The 21,709-nt window shown below is 57.3% G+C and carries 17 protein-coding genes; 7 read left to right on the forward strand and 10 right to left on the reverse strand.

The features are described 5' to 3' along the window. Positions 1–366: 366 nt before the first annotated feature. From KUV52_RS09270 to KUV52_RS09285, 4 genes are all read right to left on the reverse strand, one after another. Entirely contained in the window at positions 367–1,296 is a 930-nt protein-coding gene (locus KUV52_RS09270) for a LysR family transcriptional regulator (RefSeq protein ID WP_222525660.1), read from the reverse strand. Between the two features lie 223 nt (positions 1,297–1,519). Then, entirely contained in the window at positions 1,520–2,551 is a 1,032-nt protein-coding gene (locus tag KUV52_RS09275; RefSeq protein WP_222205917.1) for an HlyD family secretion protein, read from the reverse strand. 2 nt (positions 2,552–2,553) lie between these two features. After that, entirely contained in the window at positions 2,554–2,898 is a 345-nt protein-coding gene (locus KUV52_RS09280) for an Mg2+ and Co2+ transporter (protein ID WP_222205914.1), read from the reverse strand. 169 nt (positions 2,899–3,067) lie between these two features. Continuing rightward, positions 3,068–4,102 (reverse strand): DUF1214 domain-containing protein, encoded by a 1,035-nt coding sequence (locus KUV52_RS09285; protein WP_222205911.1) that lies wholly within the window; start codon positions 4,100–4,102, stop codon positions 3,068–3,070. A gap of 434 nt (positions 4,103–4,536) precedes the next feature. Between KUV52_RS09285 and KUV52_RS09290 the strand changes: the two genes are divergently transcribed. The 3 genes from KUV52_RS09290 (at position 4,537) to KUV52_RS09300 (ending at position 7,291) form a co-directional block, all read left to right on the forward strand. Then, positions 4,537–5,232: a DUF998 domain-containing protein gene (locus KUV52_RS09290; protein WP_222525661.1), complete on the forward strand. Its 696-nt coding sequence runs from the start codon at positions 4,537–4,539 to the stop codon at positions 5,230–5,232. Between the two features lie 218 nt (positions 5,233–5,450). Further along, positions 5,451–6,782, forward strand: coding sequence for a MipA/OmpV family protein (locus KUV52_RS09295; protein WP_222525662.1), 1,332 nt, complete (start codon positions 5,451–5,453; stop codon positions 6,780–6,782). Then, a complete protein-coding gene (locus KUV52_RS09300; protein WP_222525663.1) occupies positions 6,770–7,291 on the forward strand; it encodes a hypothetical protein in 522 nt (173 codons plus the stop codon). Before KUV52_RS09295 ends, KUV52_RS09300 begins: the two co-directional genes overlap by 13 nt. A 39-nt stretch (positions 7,292–7,330) precedes the next feature. Here the strand turns inward: KUV52_RS09300 and KUV52_RS09305 are convergent, their stop codons facing one another. The 3 genes from KUV52_RS09305 to KUV52_RS09315 form a co-directional block, all read right to left on the reverse strand. Next, entirely contained in the window at positions 7,331–7,660 is a 330-nt protein-coding gene (locus tag KUV52_RS09305) for a hypothetical protein (RefSeq protein WP_222525664.1), read from the reverse strand. 143 nt (positions 7,661–7,803) lie between these two features. Further along, entirely contained in the window at positions 7,804–8,502 is a 699-nt protein-coding gene (locus tag KUV52_RS09310; RefSeq protein WP_222525665.1) for a hypothetical protein, read from the reverse strand. 133 nt (positions 8,503–8,635) lie between these two features. Beyond that, on the reverse strand, positions 8,636–8,875 hold the full coding sequence (locus KUV52_RS09315; protein WP_222525666.1) for a hypothetical protein: 240 nt from the start codon (positions 8,873–8,875) through the stop codon (positions 8,636–8,638). Between the two features lie 299 nt (positions 8,876–9,174). On the opposite strand from KUV52_RS09315, the gene KUV52_RS09320 reads away from it, so the two are divergent. The 4 genes from KUV52_RS09320 to hmpA all read left to right on the forward strand — a co-directional run bounded on the left by KUV52_RS09320 (position 9,175) and on the right by hmpA (position 18,945). Next, positions 9,175–10,932, forward strand: a complete 1,758-nt coding sequence (locus KUV52_RS09320) for a pectate lyase (protein ID WP_222525667.1) — start codon at positions 9,175–9,177, stop codon at positions 10,930–10,932. Between the two features lie 265 nt (positions 10,933–11,197). Next, entirely contained in the window at positions 11,198–12,112 is a 915-nt protein-coding gene (locus KUV52_RS09325) for a LysR family transcriptional regulator (protein ID WP_222525668.1), read from the forward strand. A gap of 419 nt (positions 12,113–12,531) precedes the next feature. Beyond that, positions 12,532–17,487 (forward strand): S8 family serine peptidase, encoded by a 4,956-nt coding sequence (locus KUV52_RS09330; RefSeq protein WP_222525669.1) that lies wholly within the window; start codon positions 12,532–12,534, stop codon positions 17,485–17,487. A 273-nt stretch (positions 17,488–17,760) separates the two neighbouring features. Next, positions 17,761–18,945 (forward strand): NO-inducible flavohemoprotein, encoded by a 1,185-nt coding sequence (hmpA, locus tag KUV52_RS09335; RefSeq protein WP_222525670.1) that lies wholly within the window; start codon positions 17,761–17,763, stop codon positions 18,943–18,945. A 42-nt stretch (positions 18,946–18,987) separates the two neighbouring features. Here hmpA and KUV52_RS09340 read toward each other — a convergent pair whose 3' ends face one another. From KUV52_RS09340 to KUV52_RS09350, 3 genes are all read right to left on the reverse strand, one after another. Next, positions 18,988–19,491, reverse strand: a complete 504-nt coding sequence (locus KUV52_RS09340; RefSeq protein ID WP_222525671.1) for a DUF3365 domain-containing protein — start codon at positions 19,489–19,491, stop codon at positions 18,988–18,990. 81 nt (positions 19,492–19,572) lie between these two features. Further along, positions 19,573–20,247: a flagellar brake protein gene (locus KUV52_RS09345; protein WP_222525672.1), complete on the reverse strand. Its 675-nt coding sequence runs from the start codon at positions 20,245–20,247 to the stop codon at positions 19,573–19,575. Positions 20,248–20,427: 180 nt separating this feature from the next. After that, positions 20,428–21,705 carry an NAD(P)/FAD-dependent oxidoreductase gene (locus KUV52_RS09350; protein ID WP_222525673.1) on the reverse strand — a complete coding sequence of 426 codons (1,278 nt, stop codon included), beginning with the start codon at positions 21,703–21,705 and terminating at the stop codon, positions 20,428–20,430. Positions 21,706–21,709: the final 4 nt, after the last annotated feature.

Genomic DNA, 21,709 nt, shown 5'->3' on the forward strand with positions numbered 1-21,709 from the left:
GACTGTATCGACTAGCTCCAAGTCTATATTCGACTTGGTTGCCGATGGATCAATCGATACCGCTACGAGGCGGATTTAGAAGCGATTTCTTGGTGCAAGCGGCGAAACCATCAGCGGTGCGGCCAATAGAAAAGAAAGGGAGATGTTGCGCCAAGCCGCTGTTGGTATTGAACAGCGTGGCAACCAGAGCGATAAGGCGTACGCCGAAGCTTCAACAGCAGAGCCTGGCGAAGCGCTGTGATTGCCCGATATTGGGGAGCCGCCCCGGACAATGCTTTACAGCACCAGACAGGAGGCAGGCATCAGACTCGGGTGGACAGCCCAGCAGCCCATGGCATGGTGACATGGCCGGTCAGACGGCTCAGCTCATTTGAAATTAATTTTGAAAGCGTCAGAGGCGGTTTCAGCGATCGCTTTTTTAAACCAACGGATCAGCGGTTTGTCGCGATTTTTACGGGCATAAGACAGCACCACTCTCGAATCCGGAGCGGATTTTGGGTCAATAGTGAAGTTGATTGGCTTTAGGTGCGTGTGGGGGTAGCGTGCGACGTGTACCGAAGTGAGCAGGAGTAAGCCGTCGTTCTCTGCGACCTGAATACCCAGCATAATGCTGTCTGTCTGAAGCTGAATTCTGGCCTTTACACCAAGCTCTTGAAGCATTGCATCGGTGTAGAGGTTTCTTTCGTCGATATAGGGTATGGCTAAGGAGACAAATTCGTACTGTTGCAGGTCGTCAATGCTGACCTGCTCCAAATCATGCAGTGGATGATCTTCGTGGGCCAGAATGCACAACTCGTCATCAGTCAGTGTTTCCTGAATGATCGAATTTGGCAGCGCAGGGCTGAAGTAATTGACCCCAATAACCGCTCTGTCATCCAGCATTTGCTCTACGGAGGTGTGATCCCAGCCTTTGATATACCAAGAAGCATTGGGCGCTTCACGGGACAGGATCTTGAACAGTCGCTCACCATAGATCAGCTGGGTTTGCCGATTTAGGTATATCTGGTAGTGGCCTGAGAGTTTCTTTGGATCAAACTCGCTGCGGGTCGCGACAACTTCTTCAATGCCATTGAGCAACTCCGGCAACATCTCCACCAGGGCGTCGGTAAATGCCGTGGGGCTAAGCTGGTTGCCGGTACGAATGAACAGCGGCTCATTAAAGGACTGACGGCATTTCGCCAGGATGCGGGCAACGGCGGATTGCGACAAATCCAACTGCTCGGCGGTGACATAGGTGTTGCGAGTCTTGTAGAGGTTCAGCAACACCTTAATTGAGCGAAAGTCTAAATTGTCCATCCGGTTCTGGCTCTCCTGGGGCTTGAGGCCGACCTTGGGGGGGCGACCTCGTAGGGGCCAGAATAGCAAACATTCCATAACCGGGTAAGCGTGTGCAACCTGCGGCCCATTCATCGTCTTGAACCCGCTTAGCTGCCCGGAACACCCCAACCCGGTATCAGTGCCAGGGGGGCATTCAGTTGCGCCTCAACTGTGTTCACAGGTAAGGCCCAAGAGGTGCTGCTTACAGCGCCCCGAGGTAACTTTTGATGCTTTGAAGCCGCACCGTTGCACCACCAATGATGTCAATAAAGCCCAGAATACTGTGGGGCTTGTCAGCGCTGATCCAGCCGCCACCGGTCGCACCGATCGGCATGTCGTAGCCCTCCGGCGCTTCAAACTCCAGAATGACGGTTCGACCCACCGCCAACGAACCCAGAGCGATGTGATTCCGGACTGCTTGCTCCTGAGGTAGCAGGCTGCCTTGAGACTCACCCGTGGCCTTAACAATGCTATGCACACGGGCGCGGAACACTTCACCGGGGTAAGCGTCGACGTAAAACTCCGCAAATTGGCCGGGCCTGAGGTTGCGGTAAGCCTGATCCGGAACGCGCATCTCCACGAACTTTCGCGAGGTATCCCAAAGGTGCAACGCACCAATACGTGAGCCCTCGGCGATATACACGTGGGTTATCATCCCGTCGTGCGGGGCGCGAATGGTCAGTTGTTCCAGTTCAAAGCGGGCGACGCTAAGCTCGGCATCAGCGTGTGCGACCTGGGTCTCTGCCCCGGCCAGTTCGGCGATGGCTATGGCGAATTGCTCGCGAGCGTCGCGCAGCTCCCCTCGACTGACGTGATGCTCCATCGACAACAGTTCGGATAACCGGCGCTGTGCCTGATCTCTGGACACAGTGCGTGCCTCAACGGAGGCCTTGGCGGCCGCCAGTTTGGCCTCGGCGGTGGCCACCCGTCCCTGTGACGCGGTGTCATCGAGGGTATAAAGGATCTCGCCCTTTTTAACCTCCTGGTTGTGGCCCACATGGATCTTTTGGATCTGATGTCCGATGGCCGGCGACAGCACCGAGTGGGGGGCCTTGATCTGGGTAGAGTCCGTCAGATCGGACGGTGACCAGAGTCGGTGACCAAAAAACAGTGCCGCTGTCAGCAATACGCCGCCCAGAGTGGCAATGAAATAGTTGCGGGGCCGTCGTGCCACAATGCCAAATTTGAACATCAGCCAGCACAATAGAATGTAGGGGATCAGCAGCTCTTTCATTTTTATGCCTCCTCTTGGGGCTGGGGGATTTCGGCTTGTTGAGGCAGGCCTAACCAATGACGCACCGCCGTCCAGTCGGTGACCAGACAGAGCACAGCGGCGATCCACAGGGGCTTGTAAAACAAACCAAAGATGCACATCCAGAACACCAGTTTGGCCTGGCTGATGCCGCGCTCTTTGGCGATCATCTTGGGCAGGCTGTGCAGTTTCCAAAGCTTGGCTGCAACGTAGCCAAGGATGCCGACACTGACGGCGATCAGAACCCACATGAACTCGTTGGCATCCAAAATAGGCAGGACAGCCGGTACCTGATCCCAGCCCAGGTCGATGTCACTATGAACTTTCACAATGTTTCTCCAAGTGTTTCATCGTCCGTCCTGGCCGGGCGGACTCAATTAGGTTATTGGCGTATTTGCGGTCGCAATAGAGTGGCGAGCGATGGTCAGGCCGCCAGGGATAAAGGGTGAAAGAAGCGGGAGGAGTGCTCCCCCCCGCTTGTGGCTGCCACCTTTACCTTCAACCGAGAGTTGGCATCTTGTACTTGCCATCAATGACGGATTGGGCTGGCTCGTAAACGCGCATCAACAGGTTCCAGCCTTCGGTGGTATCCAGGCGGTTTTCGACGTCACCACAGGCCTCAACGCTGCCGTAGTGCATGGTGAAGGAGGCGTCGTCATCCATCTTGGCACTGGCGCTGTTGATGTTGTTGCTGTCAGAGAACATGTAGCCCTGGTCGTTGTAGACGGTGATGGACCAGAAGGCGCCGTGCTCAGGTACCTGATACTGAGCGCTGTAGCACTGGTCGGCACTCAGGCCCGGGGCTTGAGCGATGTACACCGTCTCTGAACTGGGGAACAGGCCCCAGGAGGTGGCAACGGCCATGTTGTGGCCCTTGTAGCGGTCCACTTCGCCGCGGGCACCCTGCCAGTCGTTCGGGTACTGAGTAATGGTGTCGCGCATCGCCTGTTCATAGCCCGAGCGCAACTCGAGCATGCCCTGCCAGTCCCAATCCACCATGGGCTTGGGCTCCTGACTGCCGGATTCCACCTTCACGCCGCTAAGCACTTCGCGGGCAATCGCAATATCTTCTTCGCTATTGGCGTCGAAGAGCTGAATGCGAGGGATTGCCACGATCCAGCGGGTATCGGCCTGCTCGGCAAAGGTGTGGGTGGTGCCAGAGCCTTTCAGGATCCCGATGGTTTTGTGATTGTTATCCAGCAGATAGACCGAGACATAGCGGTCTTCTGAATGCTGCGGGATGGTGATGGTGAAGCCTTCACTGGTGTCCACCGGAATGCCAGCGTACAGGGTATCGCGGTTCATCCGCGGCACCGGCTGGTTGTCGGTGGGCGTGGGCACGTCGTAGACCAGGCCCTGATTCATGCCGCCTGCTTCAAGGAAGCGATGGATACGGGCATCCATCTCCACCTCAGTGAAGTTCTCGACGGTCACCGGCTTGGCGGTGTCTGCGACTGCGCCAGCGGCAATACCAAGGCCCAAAGTCAGCGATACAGCAGTGCCCAGAACACTAAGAGAGCGTGCTTTTTTCATGGTCATTTCCTCCAGGTTTCACGAACGATTTCGTAAATTCGGGGAGGATTATGGTCGCCAAAAACGACTTGGTTAATCCCTAATAGAGACTGGCTGCAAATCGAAAATCGACTTGGATGATGTTGGCCCCGTGCAGATTTCGTGATTGTTAAGCTGGCGGGCTGAGCCTGGGGAATCGTTGATTGACCAGAAAAACGGAATTGGAGTGTTTTGAATGGGGGCAGGAGAACCTACCCTAGCTGGACTTAACATCTCCAAAAGGGAGTCTTATTGTAAGGCTCTGAGGTGTAGGGGGAAGTGAGGGGTATTCAGGATGACTCTCCATACCTAATGCTTTGATAGCCAGGGATTTGATTGCTACGTTTAGCGAACTTTGACGGGTGTTAATCATTGGGGTCCAAGCGGTGTTGGGCACAACATGGAAAGGGGGAGCTATGCCAAACCCAACAGTCGTTCGCCCACATGCGTTCAATTATCAACTGCAGCGATTGATGATAGGTGTCGTCGCCTTCGCTCTGCCCGTATTAGTCATGACTATTGGTTGCGACGACCTGACCTCGATAAGCGCGTCATACCACACCGCATCCCGGGATGTGTTTGTTGCCGGTCTTGCGTCCGTCGGGTTGCTGATGATTCCCTATCAAGGGAAATCGGGAGAGGACGCCGTAGAGTTTTGGCTATCCAAAATCGGTGGCGTGTCAGCCATTGTGGTTGCCTTTGTTCCGACATCTTGCTCAAAAATTGGTGAGCCGACCATTTCCTGTTTGGTGGATGTTGCCTGTTCTGATGCCAATCGGCCTTTTCACCTCCTGGCTTCTGGTATCGTGTTCGCCTGTCTTTTTGGGCTATGCCTGATTTTCAGACGTCGGGCTTTTGATAAGTATCATCGGGATCACTATCTCACTGCGCGAGTCCGGGCCCATATCTATGAGATATGCATGCTGGGAATCGTTGTCGGGGCCGCTTTTATCGGCCTGGAGGTTGTCGGAGTTAAGCTGGTTGGCAACACCACGGTGTTTTGGGGTGAGGCCATCATGCTGTTCTCATTCAGCATCGCATGGCTGACCGCTAGTAAAATCCTCATTTGGGATGGAGACCGACCCTCGATACTGCCTGTGAAGCTGCCATAAACGCTGAGGACGGTAATGGCTAGGCTGGGGCTGGCCTTGCCAGGCCGTCTGTGAGCCTACCCTTTGTCCGGCACTTTCCCGATTTCTGTCCATAATTACAGCCAGATGCGAGCCATTTCGGGGCGGGTATGGACAGAGTGCGACGGATCGGAGCGGGGCTGTTGTTTGGGGTATCGGCGCCGCTTGTCTCGGCGGCTTCCCTGGTAACGGAAACCCCGATGGCGGAGGCACCGCCGGGCACAGTGGGGCTCGGGTTTGGATTTCGATTTGGCGAGTCCCCCTATCAGGGCATCGACAATGTCGCCAGCGTCAATAACGACAACGGCACCGATCTCATCCCCCTCTACCTCTACGAAGGAAAGTACCTCTTTGCCCACGGCACCTCTGCCGGCATCCACCTGATTAACCATGACTGGCTGAAGCTGGACCTTATTGGCCGCTATCGTTTTGACCGATTGGAGCCGGAGGCTGATCCCGCCTATCTGGGCCTTGAGCCCCGTCGTCAGTCCGTGGATGGCGGCCTGGAAGCCACGATAAAAAGCGGTTTTGGCCATCTCAGGCTTGGGGCGCTGTGGGATCTGCTCGACCGTCATCAGGGCGGAGAGTTTGAGGCCACTTACCTCTATCAATTCGATCCCGGTCGGTGGCGCATTACGCCCTACGTCAGCTACCTCTATCAAACCGAAGACCTGCTGAATTACTACTACTCGGTACCCAGTGAGATCCCGACGCCCCCTATCGAACCCGGATTGCCTCCTTTCCCCGAGTACACCGTGACCAGTGGTGATGACTTCTGGCGTGTTGGGGTTAACAGCAGCTTCCAACTCAGCGCTGGCTGGCACCTCTATGCCAACCTGGCCTGGGAAACGGTGCCGGATGCGGCCCAGGCGAGCCCCATGGTGGAGCGTGACCACCTGCTCACCGGACTGGTGGGCGCCACCTACTACTTTGGGGATCTTCAGCAAAGTCAGGTGGGGTCGGAGCGCAGTGGGGAGTGGAGTTTGCGTGTCACCGGGGGGTACACCGCCGAGGAGACCTTCCATAAGGTTCACCGGGGCGCCATTGCGGCCAGCGAGGATGTGGAAACTTACCTGGTGGGGCTGACGGTGTCCCGGCTGCTGGATGATGGTGAGAAGCTTGATGCCTGGGGCCGGTTCTCTCTTAACCGCCGGTTGGAGAACGACTATCAGGACGACTTTTTCGAGTACGTGGCGTACGTCATGTTGATGGGAACCGGCTACAGCCCCTGGAGCGAACAGGAGTGGTTCCGCTATGGCTTCGGCTTTGGTTTCTCCTACGCCGATAAGGTGCCCATCGTTGAACAGGTGAAGCAGGCCAAAAGGGGCCGGGATACCGCCCATTTCCTCAACTACCTGGAAGCCACCGTCGATTTCCCCACTAACCTGCTGCTGGGCAACCTTGGCAGCGAGGACTGCTACATCGGCCTCACCATCGTTCACCGTTCTGGGATCTTCGCCAATGCTGACATCCTCGGCAACGTGTCTGGCGGCTCAGACGTGCTGACAGGACACGTAGAATGCAAACTCTGATCCCCATTTTGTTGCTGCTGGCGCTCGGCGGCTGCAGTTTGAGTCCAACTCCTGATGCCGCTGCCTTGGTGGACAGCCAGACGGCACTGGACAGATTCCAGACCGAAGAGCGACTGAACCGCTTTTTCGATGAAGCCAGTGTGGTGGTGGTGTTTCCCAGCGCCTGGCGAGCGGGCATGGGCTTTGGCGGAGGTTACGCGTTGGGCACCATCTATCGGGATAACCGGGCCGTGGGGGTGGCACGGATGTGGCAGGTCAGCGTTGGTGCCAACGTGGGTGGACAGCGGTACCGACAGATCCTGTTTTTCAAAACCGATGCTGCCTTTGAAGCGATGGGGCGGGCAAGTAATGAGTTTGCGGGTCAGGCCCATGCGGCACTGATCACTGCAGGCGGTGCAACCAATCCCGGTTACAACCCCGACGTGGCCGTATTCAGCCAACTGCGGGGCGGGTTGCTGCTTGAAGCGTCGGTGGGGCTGCACCGCTATGAGTTTTCGATAGGGGAGTGAGCGGCCCTCTCTCGAAAAGGTCGAGAGACTAGCGAATCGCTATTTCCGAAGGCGTTCGATGTGGGCGTTTATCGCTTCGATCGCCTCTTCACCGGCCATTGGCTCGGGGTGCGCCTTGTTGAATTCGGCCAGCAAACGGACGTTGTGCCAATCCTGCTTTATCCCGGATGCGATTGCCCGAAGGGCGGCGAGTTGGGTGCCTTTGGCGTTAACCTGCCCACGCTGCCAGCGCCGGACACTTTCCGGGGTGGTCATCATAAGGTCGGCCAGGGTGTTCGAGTCCAGTTCGCCAGCTTCCCGGATCATGCGAATCAATTGAGCGGCTTCGGTGTCGCCATAGGTCGGCGGTCTGCCTCGTTTGTTACTCATCAGCCTGGTTCCCAGTGAACGATTAGCCGAGCATTTTACACAAAGCCTCAGAGAGGACCCATCCCTGGGCGTCCGAGGCATCGGTTCTGTGACTCATGGTATCGGCAGCACTCCCTCGGGAGGATAAGGGCGTTTGTCCCCTCTCAGTGAGGGAACAGCCACTCAGACAGAGGCTTGATGCGTTTGTATAACTCGCGGTTGTCGGCGGTTCTGCTGTAGGAGCCTCCAACAGAATCAATCACCCAATGGACACCGTCCAGTCGGTCAATTTGCTCCGGACGCAGGCCGGGGAGCCAGGTTTGGGCGTTGCGGTCTACGAAGTACAGCCCACCTAAATCGTGGTCGGCACATTCGCCTAAATCATCGCGGTGCAGGCGCAACGGTACGCGACCGACGACCTTCACCACCGTTCTGGCGTCGTTGATGGAGGCACAGGGGATCTGTTCTTCCTGGCCTCTTGGCCTCCAGTTTTGGATGAGCGTCATGTTATGCACCGTGAATTGTGCAGAGAGGGTGTAAGTACCGGCTGTCATAGTCCGGGGCCCCTGCGAAACAACCAGCGTGTCGTCTTCCTCTATGGCGGTGCAGTCGATCGTGGGTTGGTTCACCTTTGAACTGCACGCTCGAGCCAGCACAGTGTCCGGCACGCCGTGTCGTTCGGCCCAGTCACACACTGCCTGGGGGCCAAACTCACACCCTCCATTGGGGGCATCCGGGATGATGGGGTGGCTGATGCCAGGAAGTATCGGTTGCTCAGGAGTTCCTGCCAACGGGGGCGAATCGTTATCGGAACAGCCGGTGATCAGGATGGCGAATACGAAGGCGGTCAGTATTTTTTTCATGGTTGTGTGTCCGTCTTTGGTCGGTCCATTTTGCTTCCCTGCCGTTGTGACTCCTGTCCCGATAAGGGGGCAGAAGCTCCGATTCTGGTTCCGTTATCGGAGCAAGGTGAGCGGGCGACTCCGACCCATCGGTTCAGTCATAGTCACCAGCCAGAATGTCGAGTACACCGAACAGGATGTGTCCGGTTGTCCTGGTTCGCTCAATGCACTGGTCCCGGTCGGCGAGATCCTGGACGGTTTCGATATTGTCGTTCTGGCAGTGGGCGTAAGGGGTTGTGGTGCAGCCGGCCATGACGCCGGCTGAGCCCAGCAGGAAAAGGATTATCCGACCATTCCGGATTGGCTTTTCAGTAAGGTATCTCTGGGTTTGCATACTGTGGCTCTCAGGGTGTTTTAGGGTTGTACGCCCCTTGTTGTGTCGCATATTGAAGGTGACAAAATACTACATGGTGTAGTGTTGTTGGGGTAAAATACAACACTGTGTATCAAATGCAATGGTGCGAGAGTTTTTTGAGCGATTTACTTGAAGTTTGTGATGAGCGTCACCTCATCTGAGCGGGGACGCCAGAAGGGCCAGACCAACACAGTGCCTCAGAGTTGGGAAACGGGTTTGCTATACCTAGTGCTGGAGATGGCCCTTTTGACCCAACAGGCCGGTGCCGAGGAGGTTGTATGGGTGGGCGTTCGCTGCTTCCTGGTATTCGCGCCAGTTTATCGTGGCTGCTGTTGTTGCTGACCCTGGCCAGCGGAGTGACGGTGACCGCCTGCAGTGAGCGGTCCAGCAGTGAGGCGCCACCCGATCCTGATCCTGATCCTGAACCTGATCCGGGTCCCGATCCTGACCCGGACCCGGACCCCGATCCAGACCCAGACCCTGACCCCGATTGCGGCCCTATGCCCGATGGCACCTTACCCATCGTGCCCTGTGCTGTGGGATTTGGCATGGGAACCCCTGCAGGGAGCGGGCGTAACCTGGAGGTGCCGGAAACCACGGTGTATAAGGTCACCAATCTGAATCCCAGCGGTGAGGGGAGCCTGAAGCAATGTACCGATGCCAGCGGGCCCCGGGTCTGTGTGTTCGAGGTCAGTGGCACCATCGACATGACCAGTCTTGGCACCTATTCCATCGATAACGAATATCTCACCATCGCAGGCCAGACGGCGCCCAGTCCCGGCGTGACGCTCAGAGGCGTCTCTCTTCGGGTCGAGGCCAACGATGTGCTGATCCAACACATCAAAGTGCGCACCGGCGACGCCATTGAGGGGCGAACACCGGGTGACCGCGATGGCATCTACGTGATCGGAAAGTCCGACAATCCGGATCGTCAGCCCATCAATGTGATTTTTGACCATATCTCCGTCAGTTGGGGTCTGGATGAGACCTTTACCGTTAAGGACACCGCCCGCAACGTCACCATCCTCGACAGCATCATCAGTGAGGGGCTGTGGTACAACATGCATCCCAAGGGGGGACACTCCAAAGGGTTGATGATCTCCGCTGAGAACATGCTGATAAAAGGCAATCTGATTGCCCACCACGACGACCGGGCGCCCCTTGAAACGACGCCAGCGGCCATCACGGTTAACAACGTCACTTACAATACCCGCCAGGTGGGGATGCGGTTGTCGCCGCTCTCCAATAACTCGGCGCACGATGGCAAAGTCCGCACCACAACGGTGGCTGGCAATGTGCGGCTGACAGGCCCCAATTCCGAGACGCGACGGGATTCTGCCTGGGTGGTGGTGGGGGAAAGGCGCGAAGGCTCCAGGCTCTACATCGAGGACAACCTGTGCGATGGCTGGAAAAATCCTGACTGGCCCTGCGTTCGGGTGGATACCAATGAGGGGATGGGATTCCGTGTTGATGAACCGCCTCTGTGGCTGGAGGGCCTGACCGTGCTGCCTGCCAGCCAGACTCTGGACTACGTGCTGGCCAATGCCGGTGCCTGGCCGGCACAACGTGATGAGGTGGACGCCCGCATTGTGGCAGAAGTGATTAACCGCAGCGGACGCATCATCAATTGCGTCGGCTCCGAAACCATTCTCTATCCTACCGCTCAGGTTTCCAGCGCTTCTGAGAGTCAGGTCAGAGGTGGCATTCCTGACTGCGACAGCAGCAAAACCGCCTATGTAGGGCGGACCGTTGAGATCTACGAGGGCACCGGGGCAGGGCAGAAGCGGGAGGTGAAAAGCCAAAGCTGCAGCGGGAACACGCTGACCCTGAACCTGGTGGACTCATGGCAAACGGTTCCTGGAACCGACGCCCGATTCCGCATCCACATCCCTTGTGACATCAACGCTGGCGGTTGGCCCAAAGTGGAGGAAAACCGGCACACGCTGACCCTTCCCGAAGACTACAACGCGGTCACCGATTCCGGTTATACGGTGCTTGAGCTCTGGCTGCATGAACAGGCACGAAAGGTGGAGTAGGGCGTAACGAACCCTATTGCGATGCGAAGGGGGCGATGTTGTGCGCCCCCTGTCCCTGCGTTTGCGCCGCTCGAGCAAGCGCTGGCGGTTTCGGGCCAGGCGCTTCAACCTCCCTCTCCACAGCGTTTTTTTTTCCTTATGACCAGCCGGGATGGTCATTGTTGAGCAGCAGCAATCTCAAATTTGAAAAGTCAGACGGGGTACTAAGTCCGGGTTATGTACGGCGCCATGTCGGCCAATTTGAGAGAGGGGAATGGGAACGCGGATGAGCACACAGCTGGATCTTAATCTGATTCGTTATGCCGCAGCGTTGGCCAAGTATCAAAAGCCACAAACCGTCAGCCAGCACCTTGGGATCAGTCGCTCCACCTTGAATCGGGGTCTGAATCAGCTACGGGAGCATTTTGGCGATGAGTTGTTTCAGCTCAGCAGCGGCCGCTATCAGCCCACCGTTTTTGGCCAGCAGGTGATCAGTAACCTGCTGCCAACCATGGAGGAACTGGAATCCAAGCTGCTTCACCGGAACCAGTTTGATTTTCGATGCTATAAGGGCCAGCTGCGCGTATATGTGCCGGTCAATGTGGGCGAGGTGCTCCCGCCTTTGTTGCTGAACAACCTGGCTCAGAGAGGCAGCGCACTCAAGTTGGATTGCCGTGCCTGGCCCAGTGATGGGCTCCCCAAACTGGAGGCCGGCACGCTGGCGATCGGCATCAACAAATTTCCTATCGAGCTTGGCCGGGATCTGGTTCAGCGCCGTCTGGGGGCGGTTGCCCTCGGCGTCTATCTCCGGCCAGATCATCCATTGGCCCGCCAACGAAGTCTCAAACTGGACGATCTGAAGCAGCTCACATTGGTTCGGCAATATCTCGGCGACATTGTTGAGCAGCAGTCGACCTCGCAGTATGCGCGACTGAGCGCGGCATATGGCTTGTCGGTGATGTCCATCTACTCCGCGCTGGCCTGTGCTGAGCAGTTTAACTTTGGCGTGCTCTCACCAAAAATCTACGGCGATCTTGTTGGTGACCGTCTGCTGTGGCGGCCGCTCTCCAGGGTCGATGCTCAGCGAGTCGAATTTGAGTATGGGTTTGTGTTCCACCGCAGCTGGTATCGCCACCCTGTGATGGAAGAGATTGAGGCGGTGTTGAAAGCCAGTCATCAGCAACTGCTTAAACTGAATTGAGCGACTCCCCATACACTGGCCTGGCGGACGGCGCTTTGTTCGTTGGCCAGTCCCACCACACCCTATTTGTTTCTCCAGTCCTGAACCTCCTTGGCCGGTCAAGGGCCGAAACCGGCGTCAAAAATGGACTGAATTTCCTCCAGAACTGCACCCCTGAGTGTGCTTGCTGCTAAGGCGGTAAAGATATTCACCCAACATTTCATTGACTTAAAAGCAATCGATGGAGACTGCAAGGCGGCTATGCGTTTTGCGTAAGGGTGCGTGGAAGAAAAGGCATTTGAATGCATAACAGGGCCGCAACAGGATGAATACCGGCGGCGTTTTTGTTCGCCAGTTGGCAAGGCACACCCAACTGCGGGAGTGCCCCGAGCGACTCTAAACCAGGGAGTCATCTGTTTAGGTGACAGAGGGTATTCATAATGAGAATGAAAAAAGCGACTCTGATGACACTGGCGGCATTCTATGCCGGTGGCGTCACAGCCAGCACTGGTCAGGCGTCATCGACGATGTCCCTGCCAGAGGGCCTCACAGCCGTCGAACTGAGCGCCGAGGCCTGGGAAGCCGCGAAGGCCCCCCGTAAGCGGGTCAACCGGCTTAACCCCAGCGAAATTACCGAGGGCAATCAGGCGGGACAGACCAATGTTCATCGAGCCGGGGCACGCAAAGTGCCTTTCCAGTGGGAGAGCGATCTTGCCGGTGAGCACACTTACATCATTCAGTTTGATGAGCAGCCGGTAGCCCTTTATCAGGGTGGCGTATCCGGCTTTGAGGCGACATCACCACGCAGCCGGACCCGCCTTCCGCTTGGGATTGCCTCCCCAGCTCAGGGAAAGGTGAATCTGCACAGTGCAGAAGTTAAGGCGTATCAGCAGTTTCTCGGTCAGCGTCAGGATGCGCACTTAAGTGCCATTCGCAGTGTCGCCGGAGAGGTGCAAGTCAGCAACCGTTACCAATTGGCGCTTAACGGCGTCGCGGCGCCAATGAGCCAGCAGCAAGCTGCCCAAATTGCGTCATTGCCGGGCGTTCGCTCCGTTACGCGATCCCGTAACTATGAGCTGTTGACGGACAGTGGTCCCGGCCATATTGGAGCCGATAAGGTCTGGAGCCTGCCCTCGGCCAATGCCAGCACCACGATGGGTGAGGGGATGCTGGTCGGGATCATCGATACCGGCATCAACACCGACCACCCCTCATTTGCCGCCAAAGCTGCCGATGGCTACCAGCACACCAACCCCTTGGGTACGGGTGTCTATAAGGGCGACTGCACCAATGAGGCGTTCATCAGCCTGTGTAACGACAAGCTGATCGGGGTTTACTCCTACCCCACCATCACCGACAGCTACAAGCACCCGGTATTTCAGGATCGCTTCTACTTTGAGGAGGTGGATTACAAGCGCCCCCCCAATGGGGAGGACTACAACAGTCACGGCTCCCACACCGCCTCCACAACGGCCGGTAACGTCCTCTTTGATGTGCCTTTCCAGTTGGGAGTGCAGCAGGAGGTTTCCAATGGCCGTGACACCAACCTGGTGTTTCCCCGGATCTCCGGTGTGGCCCCCCGTGCCAATATCATCTCCTATCAGGCCTGTTTCCCCGGTGATGGCTCATACAATGACCCGCAGGGTGACCCCAATGCCGCGAACTTTGTTGGCTGTCCCGGCAATGTGCTGATCAGTGCCATCGAAGACGCCATTGCTGATGGCGTGGACGTCATCAACTTCTCCATCGGCGGCAGTGAAAGCCTGCCCTGGTACGCCCCCTTCGAGCTGGCGTTTCTGGCTGCACGGGAAGCGGGCATCCACGTATCGGCTTCTGCGGGCAACTCGGCTTACCACTACATTGACCACGTCAGTCCCTGGCTGACCTCGGTTGCGGCGACCACCCTGGATCGTCGAATTGATGTGACAGAGCACTATCTGAACGGCTTCTCCGGTGGCAACGGCTGGACGCATTGGAGTGACCAACTGCAAGCCTGGGGTTATTGGCCCAGCGACTTCAGTGGCGCGATGGTGCTTTCCGCCAACAGTGGCAATGAGCTCTGTTACGAGAATGCCTGGGCCCCGGACACCTTTAGCGCCGACCAGATTGTGGTCTGTAAGCGGGGGGACATCACCTTTGCGGAAAAAGTGGCAGCGGTACAGGCCGCTGGTGGTGGTGCGATTGTGGTGTACAACCCCAGCTATGGTGACCCCTGGTATGACATGGCTCAGGACCAGAGCATGAACCACTTCGGCTTTGATATCCCCTTTGCCATGATCCAAAGCTACGACGGCAGTGCATTGGTCAACTGGCTGAACGACGGGGGCGCGGACCACAGCGCGACTCTGGGGGCCGGGATGATCTTTGCCGACAACAACGGTACGGCCGATCAGGTGGCGGAGTTCTCCTCCCGCGGTCCGAGTCGGACCACGCCGAATGTCATGGTGCCCAACATCGGCGCTCCCGGTGTTGATATCTTTGCGGCCTATGCCAATGACCAGGCCTTCACCCGTTATCCCTTCAGCAAGAATTTCGGCACCATGAGCGGCACCTCAATGGCGGCTCCCCATGTGGCTGGCGCCATGACATTGCTGGCTCAGCAGCACCCGGACTGGACCCCGGCAGAGTTGCAATCGGCGATGATGACTACGGCCCACCGTCCGATGGTGACCGGGTATGACGGCAGCTGGAATCTGGTCACGGTACCGACACCGCTCAACGATATGGGGGCGGGTGTGGTGGATGTTGCCAGGGCGACCGCTGCCACTCTGGTGCTGGATGAAACCGGTGATAACTACCGTGCTGCCAACCCGGCGGAAGGGGGAGACGTTTCAAGGCTGAATCTGCCCTACCTGTTTAACGTCGATTGCGCCTACACCTGCACCTGGACCCGTACCTTTCGCGCAACCGAATCCGGTACCTGGACGGTGGCGATGGAGGAGCAGGTCGGCGACGGCATGCCGATGCTGACGCTTAAAGCCTTCCCTGAGCAGTTCAGTATCGAAGCGGGCCAGATGCAAACCGTTCAGTTTACGGCGCAAGCCAGTGACCTCTCGGCTCTGGGTGTCAGCTTGTCGGATCTCACCATTGAAGGGCAGGCTCAGATCATCCCGTTAGACAGCAGCAAGCCTACCCAGGTGTTGCCGATGCGTGTCAGCTACCAAGCGACAGGGTTCCCGCCGGAGGGGGCCTATGAAATCCACCGTAGCCAGGGCAGTCAGCCGACCGAAGTGTTGATGACCCGTCCGGTAAACCAGATGGCGGTCAATGGTCTGGTGAAGGTGGAACCGATCTACCTGACTTTGCCTGCCTGGGATCAACTGTCCAGTGGCATTGGCGACCCGGATAACATTGAGAATGATCCCGGGATGCACTTCCAGTTCTTCGACGTACCGGAAGGGACAAAACGTCTGGTGCTCGAAGCCACGACGCTGAATGCCACCGCGTCCAATGACACTGCCATCGATATCGGCATGGATCTGAACGGTGATGGTCGCATTCAGTGGACAGAGGAAGCCCTGTGCTACTCCTTCAGCTACACCAGGGATTTCTGCGCCATCAATAACCCCACTCCGGGCCGTTACTGGATGCTGGTGGGCAACTACTCCATTTATGACCCCAACACCCCTGACCATCTGGAGAATCCGGGTAAGACGCCGATGGAGTTCGATGTTCGTCTGGCGATCATTACCGAAGGGGACAGTGGTGACTTATCGACGGCGGTGATCGGCAGCAGCAACGGTATTGACCCCTATCAGGTTGAACTGAACTGGGACCTGCCTGAGCTGGCGCAAGGCGACATCTACTACGGTGCGGTCGAAATGGGTGAGCACGCCTCTGGTGACCTGGGCACCATGGGATTGCGTCTGGCCTACAGCGAACCGGATCTGCGCCTCAATGCCTCTCAAAACAACGCCAAGCTGGGTGATGTGGTGGAGTTTGAATTGGTCGCCAAGCCGAACCTGACTCACAGCGATCGTGCGCTGACACTGACGGCGACGTTGCCGGAGGGGCTGAATCTCAGTACCTCCAGTGTGCAGGTGCAAAGTGCGATGGAGGGGGAGGTGAGCATCGAAGGCAATACGCTGAACTTCAGTGGTATCCAGCCTTCCACCGCCAACTTGCCCCGAACCTACCAGTTCACCACCAGTGACGAGGATGCGAGCTGCCGTGTGCCGTTCAGCGATTCCGGCTATGACGATAACTGGTTTGATCTCAACTATTACGTGATGCCAAGCACCATTGCTGGTGGCGCGTGGGATCTCTACCGGATCTCGCCCTGGGCCTTCGGCCATCCGAGCTTCGAGCTCTACGGCCAAAAGTGGAATCAAACCATCGGCATCAGCCCGGCGGGTTACATCACGGTTGGTAACGATCCGTTCTACATGAGCTTTGGCCAGGCTCCGATGGATAAGATCGAGTTCCCGGACACCATGGTGGCGCCGCTGTGGATGGCCAATGGTCTGGTTGAGCCCGGCTACATGCCCAACTTTGAAGTACAGGGGGTGACGGTCGCGGCTCTCACCACCGGCCTCATTATCCAGTGGGACAATGTTCAGGCGCGTGAATGGGACTGCAATGCGTTTGGCTGGTGTGATCAGGTCACTGCGGGCCACAACAGCTTCCAGTTGATCATGAATGCGAAGAACAGCTTTGCCCCCGGTGTGCATGAGTTGATCTTCTCCTACAAGCGACTTGAGCATGATGAGGGCACCGTTGGTACCCGGGGTTACTACGGTTTCCGTAATCCCTGGGCGCCCAATAACGGCTGGGAAAGCGATACCCATGCCTTTAATGACATCACCCGTACCGTCCAGCCGAACGTCGCCGTATGTGGCAATTACAGTGGCCCGGAGGAGAGTGAAGTGCGTCTGCGTTTCTCTGCCTACGTCGCGCGTGCTGCTGCCGAGATGGTGGTTGAAGCCAGCAGCCAGTACGACGGTGGCGGGACGCTGAAAACCCACCACACTCTGGGCAGCAATGGCACCATCAAGCTGGGTCATTTTGCGGATGCCACCATCGAGGAAAACAGCAGCCTGAAGAGCGTTGCGGTGATCTTCGACGCGGCCACCCAATCGGACAAGGTGATCAGTGTGAATGGCGATTACATCAGCGCTACCGTCCATGGCCACACCAGTGGTTCTTTGGTAGACATCACTCCGGACACTCACTGGTTCGGCACCACCGAGGTCACCATCACCGTCGCGGATGCCAGCAATCCGTCAGACAGCGCCAGTGCCAGCTTTATGCTGGAGGTGATCTCTGATGGTGAGTCGGCACCGACACCGGAGCCAGAACCTGAGCCGGAAGCGCCGAAGAGAGACAGCGGTTCTCTGGGCTATTTTGCTCTGATGTTGTTGGCGCTGTTGCCGCTGCGACGCCGTCTCAACAGTTAATTCCCTTGGTCGTGGGAGTTTGGCCGCCCTTTGGGGCGGCCTTTTTTGTCTTCGGGTCGAAAAACCCCATGTTCTGTCAATGTGTTGCTTTTTGCCTGAAATGGGTGTCTAACGGCATCGATTTGAGGAAAACCTGTCGTTCCCTAAGCCGCTGGGTGGCTGTGATCCAAGTCTCGTTTACGGCTTCGCTTCAGAGTGGTTTATTGATCTAAATCAAAAGCGTCTTTAGGCTGAAATAAAACATGCAGAATAAATGCAACAAAGGAGTTTGCCATGTTGGATCGGCGTACAATTGAGATTGTTAAGAGCACCTTACCTTTGCTGGCGGAAGCGGGACCGGCCCTGACGGCCCACTTCTATCAGCGCATGTTTCGTCATAACCCGGAACTGAAGGAGGTGTTTAACCTCAGCCATCAGCACAGCGGTCGACAGCCCGCGGCGCTGTTTGAGGCGATCGCCGCTTATGGTACCCATCTGGAGGATCTTTCCGTCCTGCAGAGTGCCGTCGAGCGTATTGCTCACAAACACACCGGCTTTCTGATTGAACCGGCGCAATACGCCATCGTTGGTGAGCATCTTCTGGCAACCCTGCGGGAGCTGGGCGGCGACGCGGTGACCGACGAAGTGATCGATGCCTGGGCTAAAGCGTACGGTGTATTGGCGCAGGTGTTTATCGACCGTGAAGCCGCTCTGTATCAACAGGCTGCAGAGCAGCAGGGTGGCTGGCAGGGAACCCGGCCGTTCCGGATCCAGCGCAAAGTGGCGGAGTCTGCTCTGATCACCAGCTTTGAACTGGTGCCGGTGGATGGTGGCGCCGTTGCGCTTTACCAACCCGGCCAGTACCTGAGCCTGAAAGTCACTCACCCCGAGCTGACCCACACCGAGATCCGTCAATACTCCCTGTCCGAACAGGCTAACGGTGAGCGCCTGCGCATTACGGTTAAGCGGGATGGCCAGGTGTCGGCGTTGCTGCATGATCGGTTCGAGGAGGGGGATGTGCTGGAGGTGATCCCGCCGGCGGGGGACTTTGTGTTGTCCGCGCCGTCCGAGTCGCCGGTTGTACTGATCTCGGCAGGCGTCGGCCTGACGCCGATGTGGGCGATGCTGGAGGCCCGCCTGGCCGAGGCGAGTGCCACTACTCTGTGGCTGCACGCTTGTGACAACGGCGAACATCATGCGTTGAAGGGGGCGCTGCAGGGTCATCTGGCTGAATCATCCGGGCTGAGTGCTCAGATCTGGTATCGCTCTCCGCTGGCCAGTGATCGTCCCGCAGAGGATTACCATAACACGGGGCTGATGACACTCTCTGACGTGGCTGAGCAGCTGCCCGCAGAGGGGGAATACTACCTGTGTGGTCCCCAGCCCTTTATGGCCTCAATTGTCGAGCAGCTTCGGGCACTGGGTATCGGTGATACCCAAATTCACTACGAGCTGTTTGGTCCCCACCAGGCGCTGTAACAGAACGAGAAAGGCCGGCATTTGCCGGCCTTTTTTTCTGGTTCACTCGGTGGGGTAGCTGACCCAGAACGCCCCCCGCCATTGGCCCAGTTGATAGCCGGTGGCCTGATCGCTGGGGTAGTACTCCGCCAGGGATTGCTGAATCTCCGGCGCGATGTTCTCTCCATGGCATGTCAGGCAGGGCGGGCCAATCATAATGGGCTCGACGTAACCTTGAGTCTGGGGATCCAGAGCGACGGTAACGACGCTCAGGTCTCCGGACTGGAACTGTTTCAGAATGGGCGCCACCCAGTCAGGAGGCTGATTATTGGGATTACGCAGCTTGTCGCTGCTGCGACCCATCAAAACGCCATTAACGGAATGGCGCTGGGCAATCTCGGGAGCCTGCTGCTGGCAGACAGTGAGTGCAGCTTGCGGGCCTTGCTCCAATCCCGCCATCAGGGCCTGCTTCAACTCCTGTTTGAAAGGGGCGAGCAGGGTCTGTCCCGTTTCGTTGGCATGGGCCACGCCGCTCAGTAAGAGAAGGGTTAGGGTGAAGATACGCATCGGCAAATTCCTTTAGCCAGAGTCACCAGCATAGCCCGACAATCAATTAAATTAAATAATACTAATGTAGATTGTTCTTGATTAATCGGTGGTCACGTCGCTGGCTGGCGTATCCAGCATCAGTAGCTTCATTACCGCTTCAACGGAACCGGTAAATTGAATGCCCAGACCGACACCGTTATCCAACAGGCGTTGGTTACGGATCACCGCAGGTATTTTCAGTATGTCCCGGCCCTGACGAAGAAAGGGGAATACCACGTTGACCGAGGAGCCTGAGAGATCGTCGGGTCGGGCGCTGCGGGGCAGAAACTGACAGCCGCTGGCGGAGATGTCCAGAATCAGCCCTTCGGCACTGTTGTTGTCCACTTCAAGCTGGGCGAACAGGCGAGTGGCATAACGGGTGTGCTGCCTCAGCCTCAGGTTGGTTACCTGCTGCGGGTAGTAACAGAAGATCAGGCGCTCTGGGTTGGCGGTTGTCGCCAGGATGCGGGTTTTAAAGGCGTAGATCTGCCCTTCAACCAGATAGCGAAGAATGACGTAGCTTTCGCTGGAGAACAGGTGGTACTGACTGTCACTGGGGCGCAGCACCAGGTACTTGTCTTTGCGCCAGCCCACCAGAGAGGTACGGCAGCGCAACTGGGGTTTGATCTGAGATTCGATCTCCACATCCACGCTGAGACCGGGGTTGAGCGAGGTAGTAGAGAAAGCCTCAGTGACGGGATCGGCGCCATCTTTGGTGTGTGTCAGTTCGACCATCGCTCCGTACGCCTCCATCCTTGCTGGCACTTATTCGAGTAATCGGCGGATTATACATTCGGACTTTCGATTCGGAGAACCAACATATCTTCAAAAATGCCTATAAAACAGACGGTTGAATTAAGCGGGGCAAACAAAAAAGCCCACCATAAATGGCGGGCTTTCCGAGTGAGGTGGGGATTAGAGCATGTCCCGCATCCGATACCAGGCCATGGCCAGAACCAGGGCAGGTGTGCGGAACAGTCGACCGCCAGGAAAATCCATATGGGGGATCTGGGAAACCAGGTCAAAACGCTCTGCGGTGCCCGCCACCGCTTCGGCCATCAGGCTGCCCGCCATACCGGTCAGAGCGATGCCATGTCCCGAGAAGCCCTGGGCAAAGAAGATGTTATTCGCCAGTCGGCCAAAGTGGGGGGCACGATTGACGGTGATCCCTACGTAGCCGCCCCAGGTGTACTCCTGCTTTACGCCCTTGAGCTGGGGGAACACCGTGTGCATCCGGGCCGCCATGGAGCCCGCCAGATTGATGGGATCCAGTGTGGAGTAACTGACCCGTCCGCCGAACAGCATGCGGTGGTCACCGGAAAGGCGGAAGTAATCCAGAACAAAGTTGATGTCGGCTACCGCCATGTTGTTGCGGATAAGCTCCCGGGCACGTTCTTCACCCAGCGGCTCGGTGGCGGTGATGTAAGTGCCCACCGGCATGATCTTGGTTTCGATCTTGGGGGCCAGGCCCTCCATATAGGCGTTACAGCACATCACCACGAACTTGGCGCGAACCTGCCCCTGGTCGGTGTGCAGCGTGACGGTATCACCCTGATCGATACGGATAACCGGGCTCTGCTCATAAAAGATGGCACCCGCTTCACTTGCTGCCCGAGCCAGGCCCAGGGTGTAGTTCAATGGATGCAGGTGGCCGGAGTTGGCATCAAACAGACCGCCAAGGTAACGGTCGGTCTGCATCTGTTCCTGAAGCTGAGCTTTGTTCCACATCTCGACGCTGCGGTAGCCATATTCATCCACCAGTTCGTCGTACCAGCCCTTCAGCTCACTCATATGGCGGGGCTTGATGGCTGCGTGCAGGTGGCCCGGGGCGAGATCGCACTGGATGTTGTAATCCGCGATCCGCTGTTTGGTCAGTGAAACCGCTTCGTCGGCGATGTCCCAGAGTTTGTGCGCATCGTCTTTACCCACCAGCTTGGCCAGCTTGGCCTGTTCAGCGGCGTAGCCGAAAATCATCTGGCCACCGCTGCGGCCTGAGGCGCCCCAGCCAACCTTGGCGCCCTCCAATACGACAACTTTGTATCCACGCTTGGCCAGTTCAAGGGCCGCTGACGCGCCGGTGATGCCACTGCCGACGACGCAGACATCGGCTTCAATCTGCCCTTTCAGCGCAGGATGTTCCGGACGCTGATTGGCACTGGCGGCGTAATAGGAATCGGGGTGTTGTTGAGTCATAAAA

Source organism: Ferrimonas balearica (genome assembly GCF_019802055.1).
Taxonomy (GTDB): Bacteria; Pseudomonadota; Gammaproteobacteria; order Enterobacterales; family Shewanellaceae; genus Ferrimonas; species Ferrimonas balearica_A.

Bases quoted from the DNA above. Each gene is read 5' to 3' on its own strand.
- KUV52_RS09270 (WP_222525660.1), bottom strand. From the start codon at position 1,296: ATGGACAATTTAGACTTTCGCTCAATTAAGGTGTTGCTGAACCTCTAC.
- KUV52_RS09275 (WP_222205917.1), bottom strand. From the start codon at position 2,551: ATGAAAGAGCTGCTGATCCCCTACATTCTATTGTGCTGGCTGATGTTC.
- KUV52_RS09285 (WP_222205911.1), bottom strand. From the start codon at position 4,102: ATGAAAAAAGCACGCTCTCTTAGTGTTCTGGGCACTGCTGTATCGCTG.
- KUV52_RS09290 (WP_222525661.1), top strand. From the start codon at position 4,537: ATGCCAAACCCAACAGTCGTTCGCCCACATGCGTTCAATTATCAACTG.
- KUV52_RS09295 (WP_222525662.1), top strand. From the start codon at position 5,451: ATGGCGGAGGCACCGCCGGGCACAGTGGGGCTCGGGTTTGGATTTCGA.
- KUV52_RS09300 (WP_222525663.1), top strand. From the start codon at position 6,770: ATGCAAACTCTGATCCCCATTTTGTTGCTGCTGGCGCTCGGCGGCTGC.
- KUV52_RS09305 (WP_222525664.1), bottom strand. From the start codon at position 7,660: ATGAGTAACAAACGAGGCAGACCGCCGACCTATGGCGACACCGAAGCC.
- KUV52_RS09310 (WP_222525665.1), bottom strand. From the start codon at position 8,502: ATGAAAAAAATACTGACCGCCTTCGTATTCGCCATCCTGATCACCGGC.
- KUV52_RS09315 (WP_222525666.1), bottom strand. From the start codon at position 8,875: ATGCAAACCCAGAGATACCTTACTGAAAAGCCAATCCGGAATGGTCGG.
- KUV52_RS09320 (WP_222525667.1), top strand. From the start codon at position 9,175: ATGGGTGGGCGTTCGCTGCTTCCTGGTATTCGCGCCAGTTTATCGTGG.
- KUV52_RS09325 (WP_222525668.1), top strand. From the start codon at position 11,198: ATGAGCACACAGCTGGATCTTAATCTGATTCGTTATGCCGCAGCGTTG.
- KUV52_RS09330 (WP_222525669.1), top strand. From the start codon at position 12,532: ATGAGAATGAAAAAAGCGACTCTGATGACACTGGCGGCATTCTATGCC.
- hmpA (WP_222525670.1), top strand. From the start codon at position 17,761: ATGTTGGATCGGCGTACAATTGAGATTGTTAAGAGCACCTTACCTTTG.
- KUV52_RS09340 (WP_222525671.1), bottom strand. From the start codon at position 19,491: ATGCGTATCTTCACCCTAACCCTTCTCTTACTGAGCGGCGTGGCCCAT.
- KUV52_RS09345 (WP_222525672.1), bottom strand. From the start codon at position 20,247: ATGGTCGAACTGACACACACCAAAGATGGCGCCGATCCCGTCACTGAG.
- KUV52_RS09350 (WP_222525673.1), bottom strand. From the start codon at position 21,705: ATGACTCAACAACACCCCGATTCCTATTACGCCGCCAGTGCCAATCAG.